This is a genomic window from Pseudophaeobacter sp. 1A16562, from assembly GCF_041008785.1.
GTDB lineage: Bacteria > Pseudomonadota > Alphaproteobacteria > Rhodobacterales > Rhodobacteraceae > Phycobacter > Phycobacter gallaeciensis_A.
In genome coordinates this window covers 40,247-65,920 of record NZ_JAXGFT010000018.1, presented here as the reverse complement: position 1 = coordinate 65,920, position 25,674 = coordinate 40,247, and the positions used below count along the sequence as shown (strand labels likewise).

Sequence of the window (25,674 nt, the reverse complement as noted above, 5' to 3'; positions counted from 1 at the left end):
GAACTCCCCTGCACCCATACACCTTTGCCTGCTGTCCGCTCCTTACTGGAGTAGGCTGTAAAAGTACAATTTATCTTTGCCCGAACGGGGTGTTTCCGGCCTTAAAGCGCCCGAGATTGAAGCCGCCCGGCTCTGGATCAGCGGCCTTTGCTCAGGACAGCATCGCTTCATGCACAGCGATAGCTTCTTCCAGATCGTCGAAATACTGCATCCGGCCATGTTCCAGCACGACGCCGGCATCGCAAAACTTGCGCACCTGCCCCATCGAGTGATTGACCATGATGGCGCTGGACTGCTGCAGCCGGTCGGCAAAGACCTTGCGGCTCTTGCGCCGGAAAGACCGGTCCCCCACCGAGGTCACCTCGTCCACCAGGTAGGTGTCAAAGTGGATCCCCATCGAGGCCCCGAAGGTCAGCCGCGAACGCATCCCCGAAGAATAGCTGCGCATCGGCATGTGGTAGAATTTTCCCAGTTCGGCAAAATCCTCGACAAAGGCGACCAGATCCTCGGTATCCACCCCGTAAATTCGGGCGATGAAGCGGACGTTCTCTGCCCCTGTAAGCTCCCGGTGAAAGGAGGCCCCCAACCCCACCGGCCAGGACATGGTGCCATCGGACACCACCCGGCCGTGATCCGGGCGCATGGTGCCGGCGATGATCTGCAGCAGGGTGGATTTGCCCGCCCCGTTGCGCCCCAGAAGCGCCAGGGAGCGGCCAGTAGGCAAAGTGAGGTTGAGATTGTCGATGACAACCTTGCGCTCGCCCCGCAGCCAGAAGCTCTTGGTCAGGTTTTCAAAGCGGATCATGCTCTTGTGCTCCCCGGGATCCGCCTCAGCTGCGGTCCCGGATAGAATAGTAGATCAGCGCCAGGATCGACCAGGTCAAGAGCAGGAACAACCCGGCCAGCCCCGCCAGCATGGGACGGTCGGGATATTCAGATTCCTGAGCCCGGGTCGGCTTGATATAGGTGGCCAGATAGCGGCTTTGCCGGGTGGCCTCATCCCGGGCCACCTCCAGCGCCGTCAGCGCCGCCCGGTAGGTTTCCTCGGCATATTGCAGATCCACCGTGAGACGTTCGAATTCCGAGATCAGCGAGGGGTAATCCTCACCCACAGCGCCGGTATCGGTATTGGTGGAGGCAAAAGTCTGCCGCTCGATATCGATACGATCACGGATCACGTCGATATGCTGCTGCGCCTTTTTCAGACGCGGGTCCCCCTCCCCCACGGTACCGCGCAACAGGTCGTATTCGATCAGCGCCGCGGCCAGTTGCTGCTGCAGGTTGTTCATCACCCCCATGCGGCCTTGGATATCCGCCGCCGGATCCACGATCCGGGTGCGGGTGCGGAATTGGGTCAGCGCCTCGCGCGCGCCTTTCAACCGCTCCAGCGCCTCGTCTAGGTCCTCGCGGGCATAGCGCATGGCATCCTCGCGCGCCTGCTCGTTCAGCGCATTTATGCGGGTCTGGCTTACAGAGACGATGGCGCGGGTAATGGCCTGGGCCGTTTCGGGATCAAAGGCCGCCGCCTGCACCTCGATCAACCCCGAACCGCTGTCATAGGAAATGCCGACGATGCGCTGCCAGTACCAGATCATCTGTTCCAGCGTGGCATCGGGCCAGAGCGAGAACACCCAGTCGTCGGGCCAGTGCTGGCTGTAATGGGGCCGCAACGGCACTGCCTTGTCCACCGATTCCACCATTTCCTGGCTCTGTATGAATTCATAAAGGATATCGCTGTCCGAAGCGGTGGTATTGCCGGCGAAATTGGCCAGGCCACCCAGGATATCGGTGGCGCCGCCGCTCTCCTGGCTGCGCACGGTGAAACCGGCGGTGGAGATATACTGATCCTCGGCCACGGCCCAGAGATAGAAGACCGCTGCGGCCAGCGGCGCCAGCACCATCAACACGAAACTGGCCACAAGCCCCCAGTGGCGGCGGCGCATCTGCGCCGGGCGCGCCATGGGATAGGCCGGTGTCTCGGCTACCTGCCGCTGCGCCGCCTCAAGCGCGGCTTCGGCGGCTTTGACCTTCTGGCGCAGCTTCTTGAGCTTCTTGCGTCCCCTACCGCCACCGCGCCTGTTTCCCGGCATGTCCTCCTGACTGGCCGTGTCCTCCTGCACCTGCGGAAGATGTTCGATGTTGCTGGTTGCCTCTTCGGCTGTAGTAACGCCTTTGCCCACCTGCCCGCTCTGCAGCTTCTTCACTCGACGTTCCTGTGCCATGATCCGCCTGTCCAGCTTTTCGCCGTTTGAATTTGACTTTTATCTCTTTCATAGTATCGCCTACCGACAGGCTATTCACAACACAGATATTCATGGCAGATCCTATGACCTCTCAGCTCCCGACTGCCACGCCGCAGATCGCCCCGGCGCAGCGTCCCCGGGGGCGCTCTCACCGCTTTGCCAGCCTGCGCACCATCGCGGCGCTGGTGCTGCGGGAAATGTCTACCCGCTACGGGCGCACCCCAGGTGGCTATATCTGGAGCATTCTGGAACCCCTGGCCGCCATCCTGTTTCTCAGCATCGGCTTCTCCCTGGTGATCCGCACCCCGTCTCTCGGCACCAGTTTCTTGCTGTTCTATGCAACGGGGTTTTTGCCCTTCAACCTCTATCAGACCATCAGCGGCACCACCGCCCGGGCGCTCATTTTCTCCAAACCCCTGCTGAAGTACCCAGCCGTCACCTGGATCGACGCCATTCTGGCCCGCTTCATCCTCAACAGCCTGACCGGCCTGCTTATCTCGTTCATTCTGATCGGCAGCGTGCTGCTGATCACAGACAGCCGCGCCGTGGTCGATATGGGGCCTACGCTGGAAGCGCTGGGGCTGGCCATGTTGCTCGGGCTAGGCGTGGGTACGGTGAATTGCGTGTTGCTGGGGCTTTACCCTCTATGGGACGTGGCCTGGTCGATCATCACCCGACCGCTATTCTTGGCATCCGGCATCCTTTATGTGTTTGAGGATCTTCCCCCCGTGGCGCGAGATGTTCTATGGTACAATCCGCTGCTGCACATCACCGGGCTGATGCGCAGCGGGTTTTACCCCACTTATACGGCCTCATTTGTCAGCGTGATTTATGTTCTGCTTATCAGCATGATCCTGCTGATGCTCGGTCTGATCCTGATGGGACGCTATCACCGAGTCATCCTGAATCGCTGATCCGCAACCGAACCTTGCGCGCGGTTTGCGCTCGCGCCCTACCTCTTTGTGCGGGCCATCTCCAGCACCTCGGCATGGGGCACATGGGTGCGCCGCCTGAGCCCGTCCAGCACCGCCCGGCCCATAAGCCACAGAAAGGCGCGCCGTTCGCCCTGATGGGCGCGCACTTTGGAGAACCATTTGGGCAGGATCACCAGCATCACCGGCCAGAACCAGATCCCCGCCGCCATCCGGTACAGAAGAAGCAGGTTGCGGTGATAATAATAGACCTTCCACAAGGGGATGAAACGGCCGCGCTGCGCCTGCTCTTCCCCCGCCTTGGGCACAAAGGTCGTCAGATCGTGCTCGAACCGCACGGCGGGTTCAAATCCGATACGGCCGCCCGATTTGGTCAGCCCCAGGGTATAAAGCCCGTCATCGCCGTAGATGAAAAGATCGGGATCGGGATAGCCGATGCGCCGCACTGCATCCGCCGAGATGAAGAAGCCCACGAAGGAGGTCACGTCGATCTGCATCCCCTGCCCTTCGTAATCGGCAGGCTGCACGTGAAAGCCCGAGCGCCCGCCGCCAAAGAGCGTGCGCAGAAATTCGCGGCTGTGCCAGAAAGGATTGCGCGAGGGGCGGTTCATCTCGCAGATACCGCCGGTGGGGAAATAGACCGCCGCAGCCACCCCATCCCAGGCGCGCGCCGGGTCGTCATGGGCGGGCAGGGCGTGAAACGCCGCCAGGGCGCCGGGCGCCGGGCGGCCATCGTCATCCATCACCACCAGCCAGTCGGGCGCGTGTGCCTCCATCGCGCGGCGCATGCCGCGCTCAAAGCCGCCTGCCCCGCCGCGGTTGGTCTCGCTCATCTGAATGTCCAGCCGCGGATCCTGCAATGTCGTCAGCCAGTCACTCGTGCCATCGGTCGAGGCATTGTCCACCACCACCAGCGCTGCCAGCTCTTCGGCCGGGCTTTGCAGCAGCCGGGCAATGGTGTCCTTCAGCTTGTCGAGACGGTTGTAGGTCACCACCACCGCTACCAGGCGGCGGGGGGACGGGCTGGGATCTGTCTGTGCGCTCACGAAAATCTGCTCCCCGGCCTGTTCTGATCGCCTGTGTGGTCGTCTTTGCGTTGTGGGAGCGCAAAACTCATAAATCCGGCCTCATGTCAAACCCCAAGGGGTGCCCCGCGCCGCGCCCTGCCCCGCAGAAGGACGCAGGATAGGGTTTGACAGGACCGCCGGAAACCGCCACCAAGCATGTCATGCGCACTGCTCTTGTCACCGGATCGGCCGGCTTCATCGGCTATCACCTTGCAGCCCGCTTGCTGGCTGCGGGCTGGCAGGTCGTCGGACTGGATTGCCTGTCGCCCTATTACGATGTCGCCCTGAAGGTTCGCCGCCACGCGATGCTAGCAGAAAGCCCGGCCTTCACCCCGGTGATCGGCAAGCTGGAAGACCCCGGTCGCCTGATGGAACTCTTTGCCCAGCACCGCCCCGATGCGGTCATTCACCTGGCCGCCCAGGCCGGGGTGCGCCATTCCATCGATGCGCCGCGTGATTACCTCGAGGCCAATCTTATCGGCACCTTCGAACTCTTGGAGGCCGCCCGCGCCCACCCGCCTGTGCATCTTCTGATGGCCTCCACCTCTTCGGTCTATGGCGCCAACACGGAAATGCCCTTTGACGAGCGACAAAAGGCGGACACGCCGATGTCCTTCTATGCCGCTACCAAGAAGGCGGGCGAGGCGATGAGCCATTCCTATGCGCATCTCTACCGCCTGCCGATCACCATGTTCCGGTTTTTCACCGTCTACGGTCCCTGGGGGCGACCCGACATGGCACCGATCAAATTCACCAAGGCGATGCTCGCGGATGAGCCGATCGAGATCTACAACCACGGCCGCATGAGCCGCGATTTCACCTATATCGACGATCTGGTGACAGGCATCACCGGGCTGATCGAGGCGGTGCCAGGCGATGCTCCGGTGGGGCCGCAGGACAGCCTCAGCCCCGTCGCGCCCTTCCGGGTCGTGAATATCGGCGCCAGCCAGCCCACCCCGCTGATGGACTATATCGCCGCCCTGGAAGAGGCGCTGGGACAGCCCGCGCAGAAGATCCTGAAAGAGATGCAGGCCGGCGATGTGCCCGCGACATGGGCCGACACATCGCTGCTCACCGCCCTCACGGGGTACCGGGCAGAGGTCGATGTCAGGACCGGTGTTGCCCGTTTCGTGGATTGGTACCGGGGTTATTACAGCGCCTGATGCCGTAACGCGGTGACACCAGCAGGAGCCGTCAAATGTTTCGCGCGCGAAACATTTGAGCACGGGCGCCCCCAGCCCCATTGCGCCCAGCCTGCGCTTTCTTCAAAGTTGCAGAACGACATAGCATCAGAACAGGGGACACCCCATGCGTATTGCGATGATTGGCACTGGCTACGTGGGACTGGTGTCCGGCGTCTGTTTCTCCGATTTCGGCCATGACGTGATCTGCGTCGACAAGGACGCCGCCAAGATCGCCCGGCTGAAGGCGGGCGAGGTGCCGATCTACGAACCGGGCCTGGATACGCTGATGGAAAAGAACGTCGCCGCCGGGCGGCTGGAGTTCAGCGACGATCTGGCCGCTGCCGTGGATGGCGCCGAGGCGGTGTTTATCGCCGTCGGCACCCCGACCCGGCGCGGCGATGGCCATGCGGATCTGACCTATGTGATGGCCGCCGCCGAAGAGATCGCCGCGGCGCTGACCAGCTATGCGGTGGTGGTGACCAAATCCACCGTGCCGGTGGGCACCAACCGCCAAGTGCAGGAGGTGATCGCCAGCGCCAATCCGGATGCGGACTTCGATGTGGCCTCCAACCCTGAATTCCTGCGCGAAGGCGCGGCGATCGAAGATTTCATGAAGCCCGACCGGGTGGTGGTCGGCGTCGAAAGCGCCCACGCCGCCGAGGTCATGAGCGAGATCTACCGCCCCCTTTACCTGCGCGATTTTCCGATCCTGACCACCGATCTGGAAAGCGCCGAGATGATCAAATACGCCGCCAATGCCTTTCTGGCGACCAAGATCACCTTCATGAATGAAATCGCCGGGCTTTGCGAAAAGGTGGGCGCCGATGTCAAAGAGGTCTCGCGCGGGGTCGGTCTGGACGGGCGGATCGGCAACAAGTTCCTGCATGCCGGCCCCGGCTATGGCGGCTCCTGTTTCCCGAAAGACACTGCCGCGCTGGCGCGCATCGGTCAGGACCATTCCTTTCCGATGCGGATCACCGAGACGGTGATGCGGGTCAATGACGAGGTGAAGGCGCGCATGGTGGAAAAGCTGCGCGATGCCTGCGGAGGCTCTTTCAACGGCAAGACGGTGACAGTGCTGGGTGTCACCTTCAAACCCAATACCGACGACATGCGCGAGGCCCCCAGCCTGACCATCGTGCCTGCCATGGTGGGCGGCGGCGCCCATGTGCGGGTGATCGACCCGCAGGGCCGTGCCGAGGGCGAGGCGCTGCTGCCCGGCGTCGACTGGCTCGAAGATCCTTATGAGGCGGCAGAGGGCGCCGATCTGGTGGTGCTGCTGACCGAATGGAACGAGTTCCGCGCGCTTGATCTGAAGGCCTTGGCCGCCAGGATGGCCTATCCGCGGATGGCGGATCTGCGCAATGTCTATTCCGCCCGGGCCGCTGAACGGGCCGGCTTCTCCCAGTATATCGCGGTGGGCCGCTGAGCCTGCCTCCGCTGCCAACAGATCCCAAATGTTTCGCGCGCGAAACATTTGGACACGCTTCAGAGTCTATAGAAAGACCCTAAACCGGGGTTTAGGGTCGAATTCGTTCTGATTGCAGCCTTGGTTTCAGCGGTGCTTCAGCCAGTCCTGCAGCGCCGCCATCAGCTCTGCATCGACAGCATCGCCGGTCAACTCAATCCGGTTCTGTCCTGGCGTGAAGCCCAGCCGCACACCTGCCGCAGCCTGAACCGAGATCCGCTCGGATCCCTCGGCACCGGGGGTGCGCACACGCGGGCGGGCAGGGGCCTCAGGCGTCGTATTTTGCGTCTCTAAAGCCACGTTTAGAGACGTATCAGCCTTTGCCGTGTCGACCTCAGATCCGTCCTGTATCTCGGCCAGAACCCGGTTCAGGATCTCCAACTCATCCGCTGCAGACTCGCGCGGCGACGCCTGAAGGGCAGCACGCAAGCGCTCTGCAAAACCTTCGTCCTCGCCCATGGCGCGCACCAGTGACAGGCCCAGCTTCTCGCTGATGGCGGTGGGATAGAACAGCACCGCATCCAGCTCCTCGACCAGGGTCACGAAGCTGCGGATCTTGGAGCGTTTAGCGCGCGGCACATTGGCAAAAAGACTCTGAAGTGCCTTTTTCAGAGTCGGAAACACCTCTTCCTTCATCGCCCGCACCGCGATCCGCGCGCGTTCGTAGTGGGAGAGGTTCACCCGGATTTCGTTTTCCTCGACCATGGCGATATAGGCATCCTGCGCCGTCTCCGGGCGGATGATCAGCGCCTTCACCGTGGCGTATTTCGGGTCTGAAGTCTCGGCATAGAGCCTGCGCAGGGCACCAAGGCGGCGCCAGCCCGAGATCAGGCCATGGCTGCGGCCATCGGGGCGGGGCTCCAGCGGCACCAGTTCGACCGGGGTCTGCTGGCCACGGGCGCGCAGGGATTCGACGAGGGCATCCATTTCCTCGGCGTCCTGTTCGATCCGGTCGCGCACCAGATGGGTTTCGTCGATGGCCGACAGCGGCACCTCTTCGATCATCAGCCCCTTGTTGCGGGCGTTTTCCAGCACGTCGGACAATTCCTGCAAGGCCGCTTGCGAAGCGGTTTCCGACGCCACCTGTGCGATCGGCGCCGCCCCCACGGCCATCGGACCGCCAAGGGCGGATTTGCTTTCCGGGGCGCCGGAAAGATAGCTGCTCTGTGCCGGCATCAACCGTTTGCGTTTTGCCATCTGCCTGTCTCCTTTGGGCGCGCAGTCTGCGCCATCGTCCCTGCCGGGGCCTTACTCGGCCGCGCTCTGCATCTGCACTTCGGCGCGGCGCCAGCAGCCGATCAGCAGCCGTTTGAAGGCGGCGTAGGTTTCGTCGAATGTTTCGCGACCGCGCGCATAGGTCTCACGGTTGAAATCGCGGTAATCGGCCTCGTAGATGCCAGAGACCTGTTCGCCGGCCTGACCGATCAGCGCGGTGTAATCCTGTTTATGCGGAGAGAGCACCGGCCCCATATAGGCCTGCATCAGCCCGGCCAGTTCGCCCTGCTGGGCGCTGTCGTAGCGGGTGATGACAGCGCGCACCGCATCCCATTCAAAGCCCATCTCGGGGCGGCCCAGGGCGCGGGCGGCAAGGTTCTCGCCCTCCTCGATGCTGGCAAAGGTGGAATGCAGCATGTCAAAGAAGCGCCCCGTCGAGTCGAATTCGAGGAAGGACGCCCCCATGGGCACCAGCAGGATATCCGCCGCTGACAGCCCGTTGATGGTGAGATAGCCAAGAGCGGGGGGCGTATCGATAAAGATCACATCGTACTGGTCCAGCACCCCGTCGGCCTCCAGCCGGTCGGTGAGCGCATCCCAGAGCTTCCAGGAGCGCGCCGCCATGCGCCAGACCGGGATCTGGAATTCGGCCCAGTAGAGGTTCAGCTGGGCGCCGATGAGATCGATATTGGGCCAGTGGGTGCTCTGGATGACATCCGCCGCCGTCATGTCCATCGCCGCGGTCAGCGCATCGTCCATCGGCTGGGGCGCCTCGCCCCGGTCCAGACGGCGCTGGTTCTCGCTGCGCAGGTGTTCGCCGTAATGGCGCGCCAAGAGCGGAAAGGCGGTCTGCCATTCATCCTCGACCCGGCCGCCGAAGATCGAGGTCATCGAGCCCTGGCTATCAAGATCAATGACCAGCACCTTGTAGCCATCGAGCGCCGCCGACATCGCCAGATGCGCCGCGGTGGAGGTCTTGCCGACGCCGCCCTTGAAGTTGGCCACGGCGACCATCTTGGCCGGCAGGCCCTTGGGGCGGTAGGGGATGTAATCCTTGGCCTTGGATCCTTGCGCCGCGAAATGCGCCCGCAGGACCAGCACCTCGTCGAGGGTGAACCACTTGGCGCCGCCCTCGGTTTCCGAACGCCCCTGCGGCAGCTCCGGGTTGGCCTTCAGCACCCGGCGGAAATGGGCCTGGGCGACGGGGATCAGGTAGCGGGTGATTTCCCAGGTGGAGAACAGGCGCAGGGTTTTGCGCCCTTCCTCATCCAATCCCCGGCTGGCCAGATCGGCCCGGCCCCGGGCGCAGCCTTCGGCGATCCCGGCAAAGCCTGCCGTGCTGGTGGGTGCTTCCAGCTCGGCCAGGGCCGCGTCGGGATCAATGTTGAAATAGGGGGGCAGGGCGCTGTCTTTTCGCCCGGTTTCTTTCCTGTGGATATCTCGTGCCATGGATTGCTGCCGGTTTCTTTGCTGCTGCGCTGCGCCCTTCTGGAAAGAGTACAGCCCTCTTGGATGAAACGCCTTATGTGCGCTCTTTTTGGCAAGATAGCAGAAAACAGCGCACATGGAAGAAATATGCGCACCTCTTTTGCTTTTTCTAAGCAAATCCGTCTGTTGCAGCGGGGGAAAGCCGAGGTTTTAGAGGCGTTGGGGCAGGCTGAAAATTTTTCTGCCCTGTTATTTATGAGTTATATAATAGTTACGGGAAGAGGACCGGTGCTGCAAAGCCCTTTTTTATTGGCGATTGGGCGTGTTTTTCTGGAAGCAGTGACTCTGAAACCCCGTTCATATGACTCCGAACCCCCGATGTTCCGATTCCGGAACCCCGTTGCGGCGGCATGTGGATAACTTTAGGGTGAGCGTAATCAAAACCACGAAAAACGAGTCACCCCGGAGGGCGCAATGATCGCCCTGAAAACCGGGGGGCCAGGCAGAGCGACAGGGCAGGGATCATGGCAGCTGCGGGCACAGCAGGCGGAACGGGTATGCAAACTCCCGTGGCGCAGACATCGGAGCAGGGGGCGTTCTTCCTCTGCGATATTTTCGATGCGATCCCCAAGAATGACCTCGCCTCGATGGAGCATCCGCTGTTCTCGCTGGGCACCCGGCCGGACCGGCGCATTCTCAACTACGAACACAATGGTGCCGAGATCACCGTCACCCCCAGCGTCAAGGGGCTGGCGACAATCCACGACAAAGACATCCTGATCTTCTGCATCAGCCAGCTGATGGCGGCGCTGAACGCCGGACGGCAGGTCAGCCGCACATTGCATCTGAAGGCGCATGATCTGCTGGTGGCGACCAACCGGGAGACCTCGGGTGATGCCTACCGGCGGCTGCGCGAATCCTTTGAACGGCTTGCGGGCACCCGCATCACCACCAATATCGTCACCGGCGGCCAAGAGGTCACCTCGGGCTTTGGCCTGATCGAAAGCTGGGAAATCGTGCGCAAGGCCCGGGGCGGGCGCATGGTCAACGTTGCCGTCACCCTCAGCGAATGGCTGTTCCGGGCGGTGCTGTCGAAATCGGTGCTGACCCTCAGCCGCGATTACTTCCGTCTGCGCAAACCGCTGGAGCGGCGCATCTACGAGCTGACCCGCAAGCATTGCGGCCGCCAGGAAGGCTGGACCATCTCGGTGGACACCTTGCTGAAGAAATCCGGATCGGCCAGCCCGCGCCGGGTGTTCCGCAAGATGATCCGCGATATGATCGAGGCGCAGCCCTTGCCGGATTATGCGATGGAAGAGCTGCCGGGCGATCTGATCCGGTTCAGCCAGAAACACGCGGTGGTCGCCCCGGCGTCCGGTATGGGGATGGGCGCCGCCCCGGTGCTGAAGCCGGAGACGCTGGAGCGCGCCCGCAGCCTGATGCCCGGCGCCGATGTCTATGCGCTGGAGGCCGAGTGGCGGGCCATGTGGCAACGTTCGGGCAGCCCGCGCCTGCGCCAGGCGGATGGGGCTTTCCTGGGCTGGGTGAAAAAACGCACCCGTGAGGCCTGAAACAGTCTCTAAAGAGCTTAAATTCGTCTCTAAACCGGCCCTCAGGAGAGAGGGCCAGTCTCGTCATTTGTCATGGCAGATACCTTCAAATGTTTCGCGCGCGAAACATTTGCTCAGATCCGGATCCGCTTCTCTTCAGGCACCAGCGCGTTGATCTGCGCGATATGTTCCGGCAGGCAGCGGGTCAGGAAATCGTAGGTCTCCACCACATGGGCGCGGGCATTGGGGCCAAGATGGGCATAAGATCCTGGGTTGGCCACCACATCCACCACCTGCGCCGCCAGCGCATCGGGGTCGAAGAAATCCACCAGCATGCCGGTTTCCCCATGGGTGACGGCCTCGCGCACCGGCGCCACATCGGCGGCCACCACCGTGGCCTGCATCGACATCGCCTCCAGCAGCGACCAACTGAGTACGAAGGGCATGGTAAGGTAGATATGGCAGCGGCTGATGCGGATGATGTCGCAGAGGGCATCATAGGGGACGCGGCCAAGGAAATGCACCCGGCTCCAGTCGATCTGGCCTTGCAGTTCATCCTCCATCTCGCCGCGCAGGCCCTCCGGGTGTTTGCTTTCGGCGCCATAGGAGGTCTCATTGCCACCGATCATCAGGACACGGGCGTTGGGGCGTTCCTTCAGGATCTTCGGCAGGGCGCGCATCATGATGTGAAAGCCGCGGGCGCGCTCCATGTTGCGGGCGACATAGGTGATCACCTCGTTGTCCCGGGTTAGCGGGCGGTCCAGCCGCCCCAGCGAAATCGAGGCCTCTGGGTCGGGTTGCAGCCGGTCGGTGCGGATGCCGTCGTGGCAGACGTACATGCGGTCATGGAAGCTTTTGGGGAAGCGGTCGCGCTGCCAGTAGGTGGGGGTATGGCCGAGATCGACGGTGTGGATATTGGTATAGGGCACCGTGTTGCGGGCCTGGGCAAAAAAGCCGGCCTGATCGTTGGGCGGGTTGTCCGGGTCGAACCCCACCAGCCCGCCGGAAGTGCGGTAGAAATATTCGAAGAAGCCGATCATCGGCACCTCGGGCCAGACCTCTTTCAGGAAGGTCAGCTCACCCCAGCCGGTGTGACCGATGATGATATCGGGACTCCAGCCGCGGACGTCTTTCAACTGCCGCGCTGCCAGCGCCGCGCCGATACCGGTGCCGGCGGCGGCCTCCCAGTCCTTGGACAGCCCATAGGCGTCCTTGGCGGGCTGATGATGCGCCTTGTAGGTCACCGTGGTGACGCCGGGCAGCTGGATGTCACTGCGCTGGGTCAGGAAATAGATCTCGTGACCCTCGGGCTGCGCCGCTAGCCAGGTGATCAGCTCCCGGTACTGGCCGGGCATGTTCTGATGGACAAAGAGAAATTTCATGGGCGATTTTGACACCGTCTTAGGAATGTTTTTTGCATGCTTGCCCTGCGGGGGCGGCTGGCGCAACCGGATTGCGGCTGAGCGCCCCGGTTCTGTCGTCTCCGTGTCATGAGGTGGTCATGGGCTGGTCATGGGGTTGCCGGTTTTACAGAGCAGAAGGGGCAGGCCCTCCGCGCTGCGGTTGCGGCGGCAGAGCTGAAGGCTGGCTTGATCACTGGCCTGATGACTGGCGCGGGGGCGCCGGAGCGGCTAGGACTGCGGCAGGAAAAGATCATCCAGATCGGGACGGACAGGATGCAGATCGAAGAGACAGGCATGCCGGGACTGAAGGTCCTGACACCGCAGCGGTTCGGGGATGCCCGCGGCTTTTTCAGTGAAAGCTGGAACCGGCAGCGGATGGCCGCGCACGGGCTGGATTTCGATTTCGTGCAGGATAATCATTCGCTGTCCGCGCAGGTGGGCACCCTGCGGGGGCTGCATTTCCAGGCGCCGCCCCATGCCCAGGACAAGCTGGTGCGCTGTGGGCGCGGGGCGCTTTATGATGTGGCGGTGGATATCCGCAAGGGCTCGCCCAGCTATGGCAAGTGGTTCGGGATCGAGTTGAGCGCGGAAAACGGCAAGCAGCTCTTGGTGCCCAAGGGCTTCCTGCACGGCTTCATCACCCGCGCGCCGGATACCGAGATCCTTTATAAATGCACCGACTATTACGCGCCCGAGTGTGATGGCGCCGTGGCCTGGGATAGCTGCGGCATCGACTGGGGCTTTGAGGGCACGCCGGTCCTGTCGGAGAAGGACGCCGCCGCCGACGCGCTGGCAGATTTCGACAGCCCGTTTGTCTGGGAAGGATAACCCATGAAGATACTCGTGACCGGCGGCGCCGGATTTATCGGCTCTGCCGTGGTGCGCCTGGCGATTGCCCGGGGCCATCAGGTGGTGAACCTCGATGCGCTGACCTATGCCGCCTGTCTTGAGAATGTGGCCGGTGTGGCAGACAGCCCGGATTACGCTTTTGAGCAAGCCGACATCCGCGACCGCGCCGCGCTCGACCGGGTCTTTGCTGCGCATGAGCCCGATGCGGTGATGCATCTGGCCGCCGAAAGCCATGTGGACCGCTCGATTGACGGGCCGGGCGATTTCATCGAGACCAATATCACCGGCACCTTCAACATGCTGGAGGCGGCGCGCAAATACTGGATCGAAAATGACCGCCCCGAGGGCTTCCGTTTCCATCACATCTCTACCGATGAGGTCTATGGCTCGCTGCCCAATGATCCCGAGGTGATGTTCACCGAAGACACCGCCTATGATCCGCGCTCGCCCTATTCGGCGTCCAAGGCCAGCTCTGACCATCTGGTCCGCGCCTGGGCCGAGACCTACGGGCTGCCGGTGGTGCTGACCAATTGTTCCAACAACTACGGCCCCTATCATTTCCCGGAGAAACTCATTCCGGTGGTGATCCTCAACGCGCTGGCCGGAAAGGCCCTGCCGATCTATGGCGATGGCTCCAACATCCGCGACTGGCTTTACGTGGAAGATCACGCCGATGCGCTGTTGCTGGTGTTGCAGAAGGGCGCGCTGGGGCGGTCTTATAATATCGGCGGCGAAAACGAGCGCAGCAATCTGGAACTGGTGCAGACGCTTTGTGTGATCCTCGATGAAAAACGCCCGCGCGGTGATGGTAAGTCCTATGCCGATCAGATCACCTTTGTCACCGACCGGCCGGGTCACGACGCGCGCTATGCCATCGATCCCTCCCGTATCCGGGACGAACTGGGCTGGCGCCCCTCGGTGACGGTGGAGGAAGGTCTGGCCCGCACCGTGCAATGGTATCTCGACAATGAACCCTGGTGGCGCGCTCTGCAGGACCGTCACGGTGTTGGGCAGCGGCTGGGGACTGGCGAATGATGGCCCGGGGTGCGTATAGCAGCCCGGGCAACGCCCGCCCCGCCCCCATGGGCGGGCGTTTCACGCCCACCCCGGTACGGGCGCTGCCCTTGGTTTGGGGGAAGAGGACATGATCCTTGTCTTCGGAGAAACCGGCCAGCTGGCCCGCGAACTGGCAGCCTTTGACGGCGTCACCTGTCTGGGCCGCGATCAGGCGGATCTGTCCGACCCCGAGGCCTGTGCCGAAATCCTCCGCACCCGGGCGCCCGCCGCGGTGATCAATGCCGCCGCCTATACCGCTGTCGATCGCGCCGAAGAGGAAGAAGAGCTGGCCACGGTGATCAACGGCGTTGCTCCCGCCGCCATGGCCCGGGCCTGCGCTGATCTGGGGATTCCCTTTGTCACCGTTTCCACCGATTACGTCTTTGACGGCAGCGGCGATGCCCCCTGGAGCCCCGAGGATACGACCGGTCCGCTTGGCGCATATGGCCGCAGCAAGCTGGTCGGTGAAGAGGCGGTGCGCGCAGCAGGGGGGGCATATGCCATCCTGCGCACCTCCTGGGTGGTCTCGGCCCATGGCAATAATTTCATCAAGACCATGCTGCGCCTTGGCAAGGAGCGCGACCGCCTGACCATCGTGGCGGATCAGATCGGCGCCCCGACCCCGGCGCGTGCCATCGCAGCGGCCTGTATGGAGATGGCCGGGCAACTGACCAAGGATTCGGGCAAGAGCGGCACCTATCATTTCGCCGGCACACCGGACACCAGCTGGGCCGGGTTCGCGCGCGAGATCTTTGCCCGCGCGGATGTCTCTTGCGAGGTGGTGGATATCCCCTCGAGCGATTACCCGACACCGGCAAGACGGCCGTTGAACTCTAGGCTCGGTTGTGCCTTGTTAGAGACTGTTTTTGGCATCACCCGCCCCGATTGGCGGGCGGGCCTTGATGATATTCTGAAGGATCTGGGAGAGAGTGCATGACGGCACGCAGCACCACGCGCAAGGGCATCATTCTGGCGGGGGGCTCGGGCACCCGGCTCTATCCGATCACCATGGGGGTGTCGAAACAGCTGCTGCCGATCTACGACAAGCCGATGATCTATTACCCGCTGTCAGTGTTGCTGCTGGCAGGCATCCGCGAGATCTGCATCATCACCACGCCGCAGGATCAGGATCAGTTCAAGCGCACCCTTGGTGACGGCAACCAGTGGGGCGTTTCGCTGACCTATGTGGTGCAGCCGTCGCCCGATGGTCTGGCACAGGCCTATATCCTGGCCGAGGAGTTCCTGGATGGCGCGCCCTCGGCGCTGGTGCTGGGCGACAATATCTTCTTCGGCCATGGTCTGCCGAGCCTGCTGGCCGCAGCAGATGAACAGGCCAGCGGCGGCACCGTCTTCGGCTATCACGTGGCCGATCCCGAACGCTATGGCGTGGTGGATTTCGACGACAGCGGCACCGCCCGCCAGATCATCGAGAAACCTGAGGTGCCACCGTCGAACTATGCGGTGACCGGGCTTTATTTCCTTGATGGCTCTGCGCCCACGCGCGCGCGACAGGTCCAGCCTTCGCCGCGCGGCGAATTGGAGATCACCGACCTTCTGCAGATGTATCTGGATGAAGGCAGCCTGCGGGTGGAAACCATGGGCCGCGGCTATGCCTGGCTTGATACCGGCACCCATGGCTCGCTTCTGGATGCGGGCAATTTCGTGCGCACCCTGACCAAACGCCAGGGGCTGCAGACCGGCTGCCTTGAGGAAATCGCCTATGAGCAGGGCTGGATCGACGACCAGCAGCTGCAGGCCCGCGCCGACCTGTTCAAGAAGAACGACTACGGCACTTATCTGGAGCGGCTGCTGGACTGACGCGCGTTACAGCACGCCGGCCCGGCTGAAGACGCCGAAGAAGTTGCCGATGAGATTGGAGACGGTCAGCGCATCGTTGATCGGGGATTCGGTGGCAATGACCAGATCGCCTGGGTTGATCTCGAACTTGCGGGCGGAAAACAGCCCGTCCGCCGTGGTCAGATCCAGGGTGAAGACCACGCGGTTGTGGCGCGGTCCGCGCTGACCGGGCGCCACCGCTGAAGCCGGGTATTCGCGCAGGACCAGCAGCCCTTCGGGATCGGCCTTGCTGTCCTGAAAGCCCCCCGAGACCGAGATCGCGTCCATCGCCGACATCTCGTCCTTGGTGAAGATATGCAGATCCTCGGTGCCGGTGGCCCCGAAGGACAGGAAATAGCGTTCGTCCTCTTCCACGAAGACCCGGTCACCGCCGCGCAGGAGCGTATCAAGGCGCGGATTGTTCAGCAGGTTCTGCACCGAGGTGCCGTAGATATTGCTGCCCCGCACCAGGCGGATCTGCGGGTTGTTGAGATTGGAGGAAATGCCGCCCCCGGCCGAGATCAGCCCCATCACCGTATAGTTGCGGTCCGGCATCGGATAGGTGCCGGGCCGGGCAACGCCCGAGACCAGATCGACCGAGTTGCCGCGCCCCTCGGCCATGTCCAGCTGCAATTGTGCCGAGGGCACGATGGCCTCCAGTTCTTCCTGCAGTTTTTCTCGCGCCAGATCCGGGGTAAGTCCCAGCACGTTCACATTGCCCACATAGGGCATGAAGACAGAGCCGTTCGAAGCCACCCGCACGTCCTGCAGCTGTACCATCTTCTGCTCGTGCGAGGTCAGCAGGGAATTGTCGCTGCTGTCCCAGATTCGGAGCGTCAGCGTATCGCCGGACTGGATGATCTGGGTCTTGGCGCCCTGGCTGGCCCGGATCCAGCCCAAAAGCTCTTTCTGGCCGGTTTCCGGCCATTGCCCCACCGTGGGCAGGAAGGCGCGGGTGACCTGATAAAGCGCAAAATCGGCATCCGGTTCGCTGGACTGGGCCAGGATTTCCTCGCTGACAGGGGCGCCGCTTGGCAGACGGCCACAAGCCGCCGACAAAAGAACTAGGCTGACGGCGGCGAGCAGTGAAATGAAAGAGCGCATGAGGTCCCTGTCCGGAAACGGCTTGATTTCTGATCCGGTTTCGGACCTGTGGTTATTATTCGAGCAAGATACTGGGCCTGTGCCATGCGTCAACAACAAGCGTCAACACCTATGGAGGCAGAATCGGGAGGCGATCCCACAGCCCCGGCCATTCTGGTGCTCGGCGCCGCTGGGCGGATCGGCGGGCTGTTGCGCCGGGACTGGCCGACCCTGCTGCCCGCGGGCGCCGATCTGCGCTGGCAGGCGCGCCGCCGTCCGGCTGATTATGCCGCAGGGGAAGCCTGGCATATCCTTGCGCCGCTGGAAGATCCCGCGACTCTGGTGCGGGCCGCCGAGGGCACCGATACGATTCTCTGCCTCGCTGGCGTCACCCCGGGTCATGGTGGTGATCTGGGTGACAATGCCCGCCTCGCCGAAGTCGCGATAAGGGCGGCGCAGGCAAGCACCCGCGTCAGTGACAGAAAGACGCGGGTGTTGCTGGCCTCTTCGGCAGCGGTCTATGGCAACCAGCCCGGTGTCCTGTCCGAAGAGGCGCCGCTAACCCCGGCCAATCCCTATGGCGTCGCCAAGGCCGAAATGGAGGCGCAGGCCCTCAGGCTGGGGGCTGAGGCCGGGGTTGCGGTCACCGCCCTCAGGATCGGCAATATCGCCGGGCTCGATGCCATTCTCGGCGGCTGGCGCCCCGGGTTTCAGCTGGACCGTTTCGCCGATGGCACGACGCCCCGGCGCAGCTATATCGGGGTGCGGATGCTGGCGCAGGTGCTGGCGGCGCTAGTGCAGCACCGGGGTCTGCCTGAGGTGGTGAACGTGGCTCAGCCCGGCCCAGTTGCCATGGGCGATCTGCTGCGCGCGGCGGGACTGGATTTCAGCTTGCGCCCGGCGCCCGATAGCGCCATCCCCGAGGTTGCGCTGGAGGTGACCCGGCTGGCCGGGTTGTTGCCGCCGGATGTGCCGCTACCCCCTGCCGATCCGGCGCGGCTGGTGGCCGAATGGGCCGCGCTGAGGGACGAAAGCTGAGACATGACCTGGGACAAACGCCTTTTCGATCTTTTCTTTGCCACGCTGCTGATCGTGATTCTGGGGCCGATTCTGCTGTTGCTGCTGCTCTGGTTGCTGCTGAAGGAAGGGCGACCGCTGTTTTATGTGGCAGAGCGGATGAAAACGCCGGATCAGCCCTTTGATCTCTGGAAGCTCCGCACCATGACCGTGGTGGCCGAGGATGCAGGTGTCTCCGGCGGTGACAAGGCGGCACGCATCACCCGCACCGGCGCCTGGCTGCGGCGCAAGCGGCTGGATGAATTTCCCCAGCTCTGGAACATCCTCAAGGGCGATCTCAGCTTTGTCGGGCCGCGCCCGCCGCTGCGCCAATATGTGGAGGCCCATCCTGAAGTCTATGAAAAGGTGCTGAAAAGCCGTCCCGGCGTTACTGGTCTGGCGTCTATCACCTATCACAAGCACGAGGCGGCGCTGCTGGAACGCTGCACAAGCCGCAAGGAAACCGATGCGGTCTATTCGCGCATCTGCGTGCCTGCCAAGGCGCGGCTCGATCTGATTTACCAGCGCCACCGCAACATGTGCTATGATTTCGATCTGGTGTTCCAGACCATCGGCAATATCTTTCGCCGCGGTTAGTTGCCTGTTTTTGGGGGTAGACAGGGTCCGGATTTGGCGACTTTCCGCCGCCCCGGGGTTTGTGCTAAAGCCAAAACAGGATAGAGATAACGACTAGACGAATTTGAATAGTGATCCGGGTGATTTGTATAAACCGGGCGGATAGCATGGGCGGGATTGCGAAGAAACGCATCATGCAAAGGCGGCAACCCGATGTCGTGACCGGGCAGGGTCGTGGCAGGGTCAACCGGGCAGGCTGTCAGGGAACAGGGGCACAAGCGTGTTTAATCTGATCAGTGCATTATCGCGCAAACAGAAATCCTATATCTTTCTGGCTATTGACCTGGCTCTGATCCCTCTGGCGCTTTTGTTCACCTTCGCAGTGCAGCCGCTGCCGGATCCTGCCCTGAAAACCCTGATTCTGATGGTGCCGGTGCTGCCTTATGCCATGGCGGTGATGGCGGCCATGTCGGTCTGGCTGGGGCTGCCGATGGTGCAGCTCAACGCCTATGAACGCCACGCGGTGACGCTGACGGCGGCGGTCGCCTTCGTGACCGCCCTTGTGGTGGCCGGGCTGACCTATCTGTTCGGACCCGACCTGACGCCCGGCACCCATGTGGTGTTCGGTACCAGCTATTTCCTGTTCCTGGTCGCCACCCGCGGGGTGCTGCATCAGGTGGTCATGGCGATCTACCGCCGCGCCCAGCCACGCTGCCGGGTGCTGATCTACGGTGCGGGCACCACCGGCACCCAGCTGGCACAGGCGCTGAAGGCCCATGACGGCATCGATCCGGTGGCCTTTGTCGATGACAATTCCTCGCTTCAGGGCATGACGCTGGTGGGGCTGCCGGTGTTCCCGCCGGCCCGCATCGACCACATCGTCAAGACCCGCGGCATCAAGCGGGTGCTGCTGGCGATGCCGTCGCAAAGCCAGCCGAAACAGGCCCAGATCACCAAGCACCTGCAGGATATGCAGCTGGAAGTGCAGGCGCTGCCCTCCTTTGCCCAGCTGATCGGCGAAGAGGCGCTGGTGGACAAGCTGACCCCGGTGGCGCCGCAGAAATTCCTCGGCCGCGCGGCCCGCGATGTGCCCTTGCAGGAGGCCGCCGCCTCCTATGCCGGGCGGGTGGTTCTGGTCTCCGGCGCCGGGGGGTCGATCGGCTCGGAGCTCTGCCGTCAGGTGCTGGCCTGCGCGCCGACGAAACTGGTGCTTTTCGAACTGTCCGAACTGGCGCTTTATACCGTGCATCAGGAAATGAAGCAGCTGACTGCGGGCACCGGGATCGAGGTTGTGCCGGTGCTGGGATCGGTCACCGATCCGCGTCAGGTGCGGTTGGTGCTGAACACCCACGACGTGCAGGTGGTGCTGCATGCGGCGGCCTATAAACACGTCCCCTTGGTCGAGGCCAACCCGCTGCCGGGCCTGGCCAACAACGTCTTTGGCACCGAAACCCTGGCCCGGGCGGCGGCGCAGACGGGGGTGGAACGTTTCATCCTGATTTCCTCGGACAAGGCGGTGCGGCCGACCAATGTGATGGGCGCCTCCAAACGCATGGCAGAGCTGATCGTGCAGGATCTGGCCAGCCGCCATCCGAACACCGTCTTCACCATGGTGCGCTTTGGCAATGTGCTGGGCTCTTCGGGCTCGGTGGTGCCGCTGTTTCAGGAACAGATCAGCCGCGGCGGCCCGGTGACCGTCACCGATCCCAATGTGAAACGCTATTTCATGACCATCCGCGAGGCGGTGCAGCTGGTGCTGCAAGCCGGCGCCGAGGCCTGCGGCGGCGAGGTCTTCGTGCTGGATATGGGCGAGCCGGTCTCCATCCTGCAGCTGGCCCGCCAGGTGATCGCCAGCGCCGGTTACACGGTGCGCGACGAAGGCAACCCCGATGGCGATATCGCCATCGACATCATCGGGCTGCGCCCCGGCGAGAAGATGGAAGAGGAGCTGACCCTCAGCCAGGAGGTGATCGGCACCCGGCATCAGAAGATTTTCTGCGCCCGGGAAACCGTGCTGTCGGAACTCGAAACCGCAGCCCTCTTGCGCGGGCTGCGCCAGGCGGTGGCTGCCGGGGACGAGACGGCAGCCCGGCAGGTGGTCACGCGCTGGGTCGAAGGCTATACTCAGCCCCCGGCGGACCGGAAAACCTCATGAGCGCGCGCCGCGCTGTTCTGACCGTTGATCCGGTTCGGGATTCTGTGTTCTAACCGCCTGAGGCAGGCATTTTCAGACAGTCAGGACCGTCGTGACCTCTTCCCGCAGATATACGTTCCGGCGCGTTTTCCCCTCTTTTGCAGGGCCGGGCCCCTCTGGCCTCTCTGCCGCGATCATCGCGGGGATCTGCACAGGCGCCTCTGGCGCCCTGGCACAGGACAGTACCACGGCGCCGGGATTTGCCACTGCGGCGCAGGTCGACAACTTTGATGCGCCCAGTCTGGAGCCGCCCGCAGCACCGGGGCTCAATTTCTACGGCACCCCCGGCCTGATGGACACGCCAAGCGCCGAAATGCTGCCGGACGGGCATTTTGCCACCACCTTTTCCTGGTTTGGCGGGCAAAGCCGCTACAACCTGACCTTCCAGGCGCTGCCCTGGCTCAGCGCTTCCTTCCGCTACAACGGCATCCGCAATCTCAACCTCTTTGGCTTCAACACCTATTACGACCGCGGCTTTGACGTGCGCTTCCGGCTGCTGCGTGAGCGGCGCTACTTGCCGGAACTGACCATGGGACTGCAGGATTTCGCCGGCACCGGGGTCTATGCAGCGGAATATCTGGTCGCCACCAAGCGGATCGAAACGCCCCCCTTACGCTTTGGCGGCGCGGCCGGGCGCAGCCCCGGCCAGTTGAAAGTCTCGGCTGGTCTTGGCTGGGGGCGGCTTGGCTCCTATGGGGCGGTGGGCAATATCGGCGGCAAGCGCCCCAGTTTTGTTGGCGGCGGCACCGGCGGCAACCTGTCCTATGACCAGTGGTTCCGCGGCGATTTCGCGCCTTTTGCGGGCATCGAATGGCAGGCCAATGAACGCTGGTCCGTCAAGGCGGAATATTCCTCGGACGCCTATGTGACCGAGACCCGCATCTCCAATGTCTTCGAGCGCAAGTCGCAGGTGAACTACGGGCTTGAATACCAATGGTCCAAGACCACCCGCATCGGCGCCTATTACATGTATGGCTCGGAACTCGGTATCACCGCGCAGTTCCAGCTGAAGCCCCGGCACCCGATCATCGCGACCCAGGTGCCCGCCCCGGCCCCCATCGTGCCGCGCAGCCAATGGGCCACGAAAGAGGAACACTGGAGCCAGGACTGGACCGAGAGCGAATATAAACGCACCCGGTTCCGCGATCTGGTGGCCGAAGGGCTGAAGCCGCACGGGCTGATCCTGGAGGCGATCGACCTCAAGGGAACCGAGGCCGAGGTGCGGTTCCGCAACCCGCGCTACCGCTCCTATGCCATCGCAGTGGGCCGGGTGGCGCGCACCATGGCGCTGACGCTGCCGCCTTCGATCGAAACCTTCCGCATCATCCCGGTGCGTTCGGGCATGGGCCTGTCCACCACAGTGGTCCGCCGCTCCGATCTGGAAGAACTGGAATTCTCGCCCGAGGCCTCCGATGGTCTAATGGCGGTGGCGGCGGTGACCGGCGCCGGGCCGCTGCCGGAGACGGCGATCTTCTCGGAGGAGCTTTATCCCGCCTTCACCCGCTCCATCAGCCCCTATGCGGCGCCGGCCTATTTCGATCCGGCCCGGCCATTCCGGCTGGATGTGGGGGTGGATTTCGCGGCAGGCTATTCCCCGGCGCCGGGCTGGCGCATCGCCGGTAGCATCCGCCAGCGGGCCTGGGGCAACGTGCAGGACGGGCGGGCCTCGAACTCGGTGCTGCCGCATGTGCGCACCGACCAGTCCTTCTATGCGCAATATGGCACCACGCTGGAAAACCTCTACGTGGACCGCAGCTGGCAGCCGCGGCGCAATGTCTATGCCCGGCTGCGCGCGGGCCTGTTCGAAAGCATGTATGGCGGTCTGTCGGGCGAGGTGCTGTGGAAACCGGTCTCCAGCCCGCTGGCGCTGGGGGTCGAGGCCAATTACGTCATTCAGCGCGATTACGACCAGCGCCTGTCTTTCCGCGATTACAAGACCTTCACCGGCCATGCCTCGGCCTATCTGGAGCTGGGCGAAAGCTATCAGGCGCAGGTCGATGTGGGGCGCTACCTGGCCGGCGATTACGGCGGCACCTTCAGCCTGTTCCGGGAATTCGAGAACGGCTTCAAGGTCGGCGGCTTCTTCACCCTGACCAATGTCTCGGCGGCAGAGTTCGGCGAAGGCTCCTTTGACAAGGGGTTCTACTTCCGCATTCCGCTGGGCTGGCTCCTGGGCAAGGAAACCCGCAACGCCTACGGGCTGACCATCCGCCCGATCCAACGGGACGGCGGCCAGCGCGTCGGCGGGGTCGGCGGTCTTTACGGCGATGTGCGCACCGCCCACCGCCGCAGCCTGCAGGCGCAACGGGCGAGGTTCTGGGAATGATCATGACACAGCTGACCCGCCCCCTGCGCGCGCTCGCCGGGATCCTGAGCGCTGCGCTTGTGCTGGCCGCCTGCAGTGGCGGGCCGCAGGATGCGCCTCTTGAGGTGGAAATCATGCAGGTCGTCGGCCAGCAGGTAAAACAACGCCTGAAGCGCCAGCCCGAGCGTCCGCCGGTGACGCGGGCGCTGCTCGACAGCCTGGATGAGACCTATATCGAGGTCACCATCGAGGACGACGGCCAGCGCGCCTATCTGCAACCGCAGCTGGTGAAACAGGACAGCACCCCGGGTCAGGTCACCGTCTGGCTGACCGAGGACGCGGTGACGCTGGCGATGCGCAACGGGGTGCTCACCGCCACCCGCGGGCTGCGCAACGACATGCTGTCTTCTTCGGCGCTGCTCCGCGAGACCGGCGGCGCCATGGGACCTGCGGGGGGAGCGACGGGCGCGCGGCGCTATGAATTTGCCGCGCTCGACAACCGGTCGCAGGTCTTCACCCTGGCCTGCACCGTTTCTGATCTGGGCCTGGAGACCATCGAAATCATCGAGTTAACCTATCAGACCCGACATCTGCAGGAACGCTGCGAATCCGGCCCGGGGGGCGAATCCGGCGTGGTGGTCAACGATTACTGGATCGATTCCCGCAGCGGCCATTTGTGGCAATCGCGGCAATGGGCCGGTCCCACCACCGGCTATCTGCGTATCCGCCAGCTGACACTTTGAGCGAATTGTCGCCTTTCTCGCCTTATTTTCCCCGCATTTTGCAGGGGGTGAGCGGTTTTCGCGCAACGTTCAAAAAAAATGTTTTTTTCTGCCCGCTGCAGCCTCTCCTTTCGTTGAATTGAAAGGAGACCTCGCATAGGGTCACCTGCAAAGGTCTCCACAGGAGTTTGGATCATGAAACAGTTCTTCGCAGCATTCGCACTGGCCGCAATGGCCGCAACATCCGTATCCGCACAGGCAACTGGCGCCGCAGCTGCCGGTAACGGCGGCGGCAGCGGCAGCGGTGGTGCAGGTCTCGGCGGCGGTCTGGGTGCAGGCGGTATTGCAGCAGGTGTGGTCGCGGCAGCGGTCATCGTTGGTGTTGTCACCAACGACGACAACGAAACCGGTACCACCACCACCACCACCACGACCGGCAACGGCAACTAAGCCAGAGGGTCGCAGCCGGTATTCTCCGGCGGATGATATTTCGAAAAAGCGGGTCCTCTGTGGCCCGCTTTTTTGCACCCTGTTGAAGCCTCTTTCGCAGCGGTTTATAGCCGAGGGTCAGACATTGATGCCAGCCGCATCGCTGAACTCCGCGGTGGCCGTGACCGCACCGGCGAGATCTCCGCCCGGATCTGACGCCGCTGCTGCGCGCCTCGGAAACCGTGGGTGCCGCGTTGAAGCCCTGCGCCTGGCCGATATCGTCAAGGTCACCTCCGGCTCGACCCCCGAAGTGGCGGCACAGGTCGATTCGCTTTACCGCCAGGTGGTGCAGGCGGGCACCCATCCTGCGCCCTCGATCCGGGTGGCCGAGGCCGCCAAGGTGATCGAGAACAGCCAGCGCGACATCAATATCGCCCTGATCAACGAGCTGGCGATGATCTTCAACCGCATGGATATCGATACCGAGGCGGTACTGCAGGCGGCCGGCAGCAAGTGGAATTTCCTCAACTTCCGCCCCGGTCTGGTGGGCGGGCACTGTATCGGCGTCGATCCCTATTACCTGACGCATAAGGCCGAGAGCCTTGGCTATCATCCCGAGATCCTGCTGGCGGGGCGGCGGCTCAACGATGGCATGGGCGCCTATGTGGCCGGCGAGATGGTCAAGGCGATGCTGCGCCGCGGGTTGCCTGTCGCAGGCGCGCGGGTGCTGGTGATGGGGCTGACTTTCAAGGAAAACTGCCCCGATCTGCGCAACACCCGGGTCATCGACGTTCTGCGTGCGCTTGAGGAGTTCGGTGTCCTTCCCGAGGTCCACGACCCCCATGCCGACCCCGAGGAGGCGCTGCGGGAATATGGTATCTCCCTGGTAACCGAGCTCGCCGCGGGGCGCTATGACGGGGTGATGCTGGCGGTGGCCCATGATACCTTCCGGCAGATGGGCGCCGAGGCGATCCGAGCCTATGGCACCCCCGGCGCGCTGCTTTATGATCTGAAATACATCCTGCCGCCCGAGGCCTCGGACCTGCGCCTTTAGGCAGCGGTCGGCTTTGGGGCATAT

The 25,674-nt window shown here is 63.2% G+C and carries 22 protein-coding genes and 1 pseudogene; 16 read left to right on the top strand and 7 right to left on the bottom strand.

Going from position 1 to position 25,674, the window contains the following annotated elements:
• Positions 1 to 151: 151 nt before the first annotated feature.
• Entirely contained in the window at positions 152 to 805 is a 654-nt protein-coding gene (locus tag SM764_RS19955; RefSeq protein ID WP_274834123.1) for an ABC transporter ATP-binding protein, read from the bottom strand.
• A gap of 25 nt (positions 806 to 830) precedes the next feature.
• A complete protein-coding gene (locus SM764_RS19950; protein ID WP_369002575.1) occupies positions 831 to 2,222 on the bottom strand; it encodes a KpsE/RkpR family capsule polysaccharide export protein in 1,392 nt (463 codons plus the stop codon).
• 104 nt (positions 2,223 to 2,326) lie between these two features.
• Here SM764_RS19950 and SM764_RS19945 point away from each other — a divergent pair, with 104 nt between their 5' ends.
• On the top strand, positions 2,327 to 3,157 hold the full coding sequence (locus tag SM764_RS19945; RefSeq protein ID WP_368948815.1) for an ABC transporter permease: 831 nt from the start codon (positions 2,327 to 2,329) through the stop codon (positions 3,155 to 3,157).
• A gap of 38 nt (positions 3,158 to 3,195) precedes the next feature.
• On the opposite strand, the gene SM764_RS19940 is transcribed toward SM764_RS19945, so the two are convergent.
• Entirely contained in the window at positions 3,196 to 4,221 is a 1,026-nt protein-coding gene (locus tag SM764_RS19940) for a glycosyltransferase family 2 protein (RefSeq protein WP_368948814.1), read from the bottom strand.
• A gap of 182 nt (positions 4,222 to 4,403) precedes the next feature.
• On the opposite strand from SM764_RS19940, the gene SM764_RS19935 reads away from it, so the two are divergent.
• Positions 4,404 to 5,405 carry an NAD-dependent epimerase/dehydratase family protein gene (locus tag SM764_RS19935; protein ID WP_369002582.1) on the top strand — a complete coding sequence of 334 codons (1,002 nt, stop codon included), beginning with the start codon at positions 4,404 to 4,406 and terminating at the stop codon, positions 5,403 to 5,405.
• Between the two features lie 145 nt (positions 5,406 to 5,550).
• The gene (locus SM764_RS19930; protein WP_369002574.1) at positions 5,551 to 6,855 is read left to right on the top strand and encodes a UDP-glucose dehydrogenase family protein; all 1,305 of its coding nucleotides are present in this window, start codon (positions 5,551 to 5,553) and stop codon (positions 6,853 to 6,855) included.
• 126 nt (positions 6,856 to 6,981) lie between these two features.
• Here the strand turns inward: SM764_RS19930 and SM764_RS19925 are convergent, their stop codons facing one another.
• A complete protein-coding gene (locus tag SM764_RS19925) occupies positions 6,982 to 8,091 on the bottom strand; it encodes a ParB/RepB/Spo0J family partition protein (protein WP_369002573.1) in 1,110 nt (369 codons plus the stop codon).
• Between the two features lie 51 nt (positions 8,092 to 8,142).
• Complete coding sequence (locus SM764_RS19920; protein WP_368981826.1) at positions 8,143 to 9,558, bottom strand: AAA family ATPase; 1,416 nt, start codon at positions 9,556 to 9,558, stop codon at positions 8,143 to 8,145.
• 63 nt (positions 9,559 to 9,621) lie between these two features.
• On the opposite strand from SM764_RS19920, the gene SM764_RS19915 reads away from it, so the two are divergent.
• Together SM764_RS19915 and SM764_RS19910 are read left to right on the top strand one after the other, a co-directional pair.
• A complete protein-coding gene (locus SM764_RS19915) occupies positions 9,622 to 9,957 on the top strand; it encodes a hypothetical protein (protein WP_369002572.1) in 336 nt (111 codons plus the stop codon).
• Between the two features lie 137 nt (positions 9,958 to 10,094).
• Positions 10,095 to 11,108: a replication initiator protein A gene (locus SM764_RS19910; RefSeq protein ID WP_369002571.1), complete on the top strand. Its 1,014-nt coding sequence runs from the start codon at positions 10,095 to 10,097 to the stop codon at positions 11,106 to 11,108.
• A gap of 113 nt (positions 11,109 to 11,221) precedes the next feature.
• Here SM764_RS19910 and SM764_RS19905 read toward each other — a convergent pair whose 3' ends face one another.
• Entirely contained in the window at positions 11,222 to 12,469 is a 1,248-nt protein-coding gene (locus SM764_RS19905; RefSeq protein ID WP_369002570.1) for a glycosyltransferase family 4 protein, read from the bottom strand.
• 294 nt (positions 12,470 to 12,763) lie between these two features.
• Between SM764_RS19905 and rfbC the strand changes: the two genes are divergently transcribed.
• The 4 genes from rfbC (at position 12,764) to rfbA (ending at position 16,213) form a co-directional block, all read left to right on the top strand.
• Entirely contained in the window at positions 12,764 to 13,318 is a 555-nt protein-coding gene (gene rfbC / locus SM764_RS19900; RefSeq protein WP_369002581.1) for a dTDP-4-dehydrorhamnose 3,5-epimerase, read from the top strand.
• Between the two features lie 3 nt (positions 13,319 to 13,321).
• Entirely contained in the window at positions 13,322 to 14,374 is a 1,053-nt protein-coding gene (gene rfbB / locus SM764_RS19895; RefSeq protein WP_369002569.1) for a dTDP-glucose 4,6-dehydratase, read from the top strand.
• Between the two features lie 109 nt (positions 14,375 to 14,483).
• Positions 14,484 to 15,332, top strand: coding sequence for a dTDP-4-dehydrorhamnose reductase (rfbD, locus tag SM764_RS19890; protein WP_369002568.1), 849 nt, complete (start codon positions 14,484 to 14,486; stop codon positions 15,330 to 15,332).
• Positions 15,329 to 16,213: a glucose-1-phosphate thymidylyltransferase RfbA gene (gene rfbA, locus SM764_RS19885; protein ID WP_369002567.1), complete on the top strand. Its 885-nt coding sequence runs from the start codon at positions 15,329 to 15,331 to the stop codon at positions 16,211 to 16,213. Before rfbD ends, rfbA begins: the two co-directional genes overlap by 4 nt.
• Before the next feature lie 6 nt (positions 16,214 to 16,219).
• On the opposite strand, the gene SM764_RS19880 is transcribed toward rfbA, so the two are convergent.
• Positions 16,220 to 17,335, bottom strand: coding sequence for a polysaccharide biosynthesis/export family protein (locus tag SM764_RS19880; RefSeq protein WP_368948802.1), 1,116 nt, complete (start codon positions 17,333 to 17,335; stop codon positions 16,220 to 16,222).
• A gap of 111 nt (positions 17,336 to 17,446) precedes the next feature.
• Here SM764_RS19880 and SM764_RS19875 point away from each other — a divergent pair, with 111 nt between their 5' ends.
• The 7 genes and pseudogenes from SM764_RS19875 to SM764_RS19845 form a co-directional block, all read left to right on the top strand.
• Entirely contained in the window at positions 17,447 to 18,352 is a 906-nt protein-coding gene (locus SM764_RS19875) for an NAD-dependent epimerase/dehydratase family protein (RefSeq protein WP_369002566.1), read from the top strand.
• Between the two features lie 3 nt (positions 18,353 to 18,355).
• Positions 18,356 to 18,967 (top strand): sugar transferase, encoded by a 612-nt coding sequence (locus SM764_RS19870; protein ID WP_369002565.1) that lies wholly within the window; start codon positions 18,356 to 18,358, stop codon positions 18,965 to 18,967.
• A gap of 259 nt (positions 18,968 to 19,226) precedes the next feature.
• Positions 19,227 to 21,101: a polysaccharide biosynthesis protein gene (locus tag SM764_RS19865; protein ID WP_368948799.1), complete on the top strand. Its 1,875-nt coding sequence runs from the start codon at positions 19,227 to 19,229 to the stop codon at positions 21,099 to 21,101.
• A gap of 91 nt (positions 21,102 to 21,192) precedes the next feature.
• The gene (locus SM764_RS19860) at positions 21,193 to 23,466 is read left to right on the top strand and encodes a YjbH domain-containing protein (protein WP_369002564.1); all 2,274 of its coding nucleotides are present in this window, start codon (positions 21,193 to 21,195) and stop codon (positions 23,464 to 23,466) included.
• A 2-nt stretch (positions 23,467 to 23,468) separates the two neighbouring features.
• Positions 23,469 to 24,188, top strand: coding sequence for a YjbF family lipoprotein (locus tag SM764_RS19855; protein ID WP_369002563.1), 720 nt, complete (start codon positions 23,469 to 23,471; stop codon positions 24,186 to 24,188).
• A gap of 174 nt (positions 24,189 to 24,362) precedes the next feature.
• On the top strand, positions 24,363 to 24,617 hold the full coding sequence (locus SM764_RS19850) for a hypothetical protein (protein ID WP_369002562.1): 255 nt from the start codon (positions 24,363 to 24,365) through the stop codon (positions 24,615 to 24,617).
• 244 nt (positions 24,618 to 24,861) lie between these two features.
• Positions 24,862 to 25,650: pseudogene (locus tag SM764_RS19845) on the top strand (nucleotide sugar dehydrogenase); the annotation flags it as partial.
• Positions 25,651 to 25,674: the final 24 nt, after the last annotated feature.

What these genes read in the sequence shown, in the direction of transcription:
- SM764_RS19955 (WP_274834123.1), bottom strand. Translation starts at nt 805, where the DNA reads ATGATCCGCTTTGAAAACCTGACCAAGAGCTTCTGGCTGCGGGGCGAG.
- SM764_RS19950 (WP_369002575.1), bottom strand. Translation starts at nt 2,222, where the DNA reads ATGGCACAGGAACGTCGAGTGAAGAAGCTGCAGAGCGGGCAGGTGGGC.
- SM764_RS19945 (WP_368948815.1), top strand. Translation starts at nt 2,327, where the DNA reads ATGACCTCTCAGCTCCCGACTGCCACGCCGCAGATCGCCCCGGCGCAG.
- SM764_RS19935 (WP_369002582.1), top strand. Translation starts at nt 4,404, where the DNA reads ATGCGCACTGCTCTTGTCACCGGATCGGCCGGCTTCATCGGCTATCAC.
- SM764_RS19930 (WP_369002574.1), top strand. Translation starts at nt 5,551, where the DNA reads ATGCGTATTGCGATGATTGGCACTGGCTACGTGGGACTGGTGTCCGGC.
- SM764_RS19925 (WP_369002573.1), bottom strand. Translation starts at nt 8,091, where the DNA reads ATGGCAAAACGCAAACGGTTGATGCCGGCACAGAGCAGCTATCTTTCC.
- SM764_RS19920 (WP_368981826.1), bottom strand. Translation starts at nt 9,558, where the DNA reads ATGGCACGAGATATCCACAGGAAAGAAACCGGGCGAAAAGACAGCGCC.
- SM764_RS19915 (WP_369002572.1), top strand. Translation starts at nt 9,622, where the DNA reads ATGAAACGCCTTATGTGCGCTCTTTTTGGCAAGATAGCAGAAAACAGC.
- SM764_RS19910 (WP_369002571.1), top strand. Translation starts at nt 10,095, where the DNA reads ATGCAAACTCCCGTGGCGCAGACATCGGAGCAGGGGGCGTTCTTCCTC.
- SM764_RS19905 (WP_369002570.1), bottom strand. Translation starts at nt 12,469, where the DNA reads ATGAAATTTCTCTTTGTCCATCAGAACATGCCCGGCCAGTACCGGGAG.
- rfbC (WP_369002581.1), top strand. Translation starts at nt 12,764, where the DNA reads ATGCAGATCGAAGAGACAGGCATGCCGGGACTGAAGGTCCTGACACCG.
- rfbB (WP_369002569.1), top strand. Translation starts at nt 13,322, where the DNA reads ATGAAGATACTCGTGACCGGCGGCGCCGGATTTATCGGCTCTGCCGTG.
- rfbD (WP_369002568.1), top strand. Translation starts at nt 14,484, where the DNA reads ATGATCCTTGTCTTCGGAGAAACCGGCCAGCTGGCCCGCGAACTGGCA.
- rfbA (WP_369002567.1), top strand. Translation starts at nt 15,329, where the DNA reads ATGACGGCACGCAGCACCACGCGCAAGGGCATCATTCTGGCGGGGGGC.
- SM764_RS19880 (WP_368948802.1), bottom strand. Translation starts at nt 17,335, where the DNA reads ATGCGCTCTTTCATTTCACTGCTCGCCGCCGTCAGCCTAGTTCTTTTG.
- SM764_RS19875 (WP_369002566.1), top strand. Translation starts at nt 17,447, where the DNA reads ATGGAGGCAGAATCGGGAGGCGATCCCACAGCCCCGGCCATTCTGGTG.
- SM764_RS19870 (WP_369002565.1), top strand. Translation starts at nt 18,356, where the DNA reads ATGACCTGGGACAAACGCCTTTTCGATCTTTTCTTTGCCACGCTGCTG.
- SM764_RS19855 (WP_369002563.1), top strand. Translation starts at nt 23,469, where the DNA reads ATGACACAGCTGACCCGCCCCCTGCGCGCGCTCGCCGGGATCCTGAGC.
- SM764_RS19850 (WP_369002562.1), top strand. Translation starts at nt 24,363, where the DNA reads ATGAAACAGTTCTTCGCAGCATTCGCACTGGCCGCAATGGCCGCAACA.